Origin of the sequence: Roseateles sp., from assembly GCF_049240545.1 — a bacterium.
Lineage (GTDB): Bacteria > Pseudomonadota > Gammaproteobacteria > Burkholderiales > Burkholderiaceae_C > Paucibacter_A.
Map to the genome: position 1 here is coordinate 1 of NZ_JBMLSK010000297.1, position 2,335 is coordinate 2,335.

Here is a 2,335-nt window from a genome sequence, read left to right on the forward strand (position 1 = left end):
CAACCACCAGACACCCCTGATGGCGATGAAAAAGTGGCAAGAATCACACCCTCACTTGTTCACCAAAAGAGTCATCAATCATCCGGGACCTGACAGGTAACTCCTGACGCGACACTTCGCGTAGATCCTTCATCTGCACGCCCGCGCAAGGCGGTTCGTATTCAAGGCGCGAGTCCACTCACCCATTTGGCAACTGCCTCGTCAGTCATCGCACCCCCAGGCCAGCGCACCGCAGGCTCGTACCACTGGTTGTTGGAGCGGATGCGGTTCCGGTAGACCTTCAGCGACCAACTGAGTCTGCCTTGGCCGCTGGGCAGCACCTGGCCCGTGTTGTCGATGTAGATCGAATCGGCCGACGTGGGCAGGCCCACATGCACCACGCCGGGAAGGCGACGAGCGATGTCGGCGAAGTCCAGGCAAGCGCTCGCGCAGGCATGGTCGGTGAGCAGGAAGACGCGGCCCTTGAGCGGTGACTCTCCTGTGGGTGTCCCGGCAGTAAATCGAGCAGGGGCCGGCTTGCGGACATAGACCATGCCAGCAGCAGCAGCCTTCTCGATTTCGTCTGCCAATTCGCGCCGGTACTTCGCGTCGGCCGTCTGCCCATTCTTCTCGGACACCCCGGCGGCCTCCCGCAGGCTGGCCGCGTTGAGTGACGACGCACGCCAGTCAACGGTCCAGTCGAACTGGCCTACGACGCGATCGACGGATGTTTTGCCAAACAGCGCCTCCGCGACTTGATTGCCCCAACCGCTGTTGCCGCCTGTATTGCCCCGCACATCCAACACCACCCAGGGCGCAGTACGCAGTGTCTCGGCTCGTTCGCCGAGCTCGCGGATCAGCGCCCGCATGGCTTCGACCTGCTCTGCTTGCTGCAGATGAAAGGTCGGCATTGATACAAACCACACCGGACCCACCTGTCGCAAACCGATCCGAGCCTGCGCGCGTCCGGAGGCCCGGTCGAGCAAGTTGGACAGACGCTCTTGGGAGACCGAAGTCCAGCGCAGGGTCCGTTCGACTTCCAGGCCGTCAGCGCGGAAGCGGCAGACACGAGGCCTGCGTGGATCACCCTCGACCGCCGTCATCAGGAAGACGGACCCCGCGTTCCGCTCATGGGGAATGTCGGCGTTCCACCGATAGGGGTCGACCCACTGTCGCTGCAGAGCTTCGGCATCCTGACCATCACAAGCCAGCAGTTGCGCGCCAAGCGGCACGCCGGGCTCGTCGTCGTTGACCACCACCCGCGTCAGGCCCTGATCGTCACGGGCCGTCAGCAGCCCCGGCCACGCTCGCGCCATCGGCTGGCTGAATCCAAACAAGATGTGCCCGTCGCGAAACCCGTTGGTGTAACCGCGCACCGCTCGCCAGTAGTCGCCAGCATGGGTTGCGGTGGTCGCCCGCGCCAAGGCTTGCAGCCTCCCTTCCTTCAACCACCTGGCAAAGGCGGGGTTGTCCGCATCCACCGGGCCGGGGTGGTGGTCGCGAAGGGTGTTGTGGATTTGCTCGATGTCCAGGCGGGCGGCGGCTGCCCAGTCGACCTGCGCAGCAGGTTGCGCCCGCTCTGCCGATTCATCTGCCACCGCATTGACGGCAGCGCCCCAACACAACCCGAGGGCGAGCCCCCATGACAACCCAATCCGCATCGTCCGCTCCTCGCGCTTCAAGTGCACGCAGCGCACATTCTGAATTCGCAGGGCCCGGACCAACGCGTCTCAGCGACGACTTGCACTGTGGGGCGACCAACTGCGATATGGGTAGACCGGCGTAAGGGAGACCATCCAGCGCGTAAGTGTTTCAAACAGCCTCTTGTCCGCTCGAGCGTCTAAGCGTCTATGGGGTCAGGTCTTGCAATCACATAACTTCCCTTGACTCAGGCTGGGGACAGGGTCAGTCCAACGTGCTTGATTGCAAGACCTGACCCTCTGGGGCCCTTCTCTGGGGCCCTTCTCTGGGGCCCTTGACCCTCTGGGGCCCCTGTGCCATCGACGCACGTCACCTGTTCGCCCCCAATCTGACACGCCTGGCGGTCCGCCGCGGTGCGTTCCTGCGCGCCTTTGCCTACAGCTTCATCGAGGCGTTTGCGCCTCCGCTGACGCGCAAGGTGGTTGAACCCGCGCTGCGCGCCGAACCGGGCACGGCCTTCGAAATCTGACAGGCCAGAGCGGGGCTGTCATGCCGCCTGCGTCTGCAGGCCCGCTGCGGCGCGTTCGCGCAGGCGTTGCACGAACGAAGGCCCACCATCGTCGAGAAAGAGCATAGGAAATTCAAACGCCTTTTCAAGCCGACAGGCCCCGGGGTAAACCCGACAGCGCCGCTTGATCCGGGTCTGGCTCATCCA

General features: G+C 63.9%; 1 protein-coding gene and 1 pseudogene. One reads left to right on the forward strand and one right to left on the reverse strand.

Features of this window, described 5'->3' with window-relative positions:
• Nucleotides 1-161: 161 nt before the first annotated feature.
• Nucleotides 162-1,640 carry a S41 family peptidase gene (locus ACOVRJ_RS18990; RefSeq protein ID WP_422045393.1) on the reverse strand — a complete coding sequence of 493 codons (1,479 nt, stop codon included), beginning with the start codon at nucleotides 1,638-1,640 and terminating at the stop codon, nucleotides 162-164.
• 332 nt (nucleotides 1,641-1,972) lie between these two features.
• Between ACOVRJ_RS18990 and ACOVRJ_RS18995 the strand changes: the two are divergent.
• A pseudogene (locus ACOVRJ_RS18995) lies at nucleotides 1,973-2,149 on the forward strand (transcriptional regulator); the annotation flags it as partial.
• Between the last annotated feature and the right edge of the window lie 186 nt (nucleotides 2,150-2,335).

Bases quoted from the DNA above. Each gene is read 5' to 3' on its own strand.
- ACOVRJ_RS18990 (WP_422045393.1), bottom strand. From the start codon at position 1,640: ATGCGGATTGGGTTGTCATGGGGGCTCGCCCTCGGGTTGTGTTGGGGC.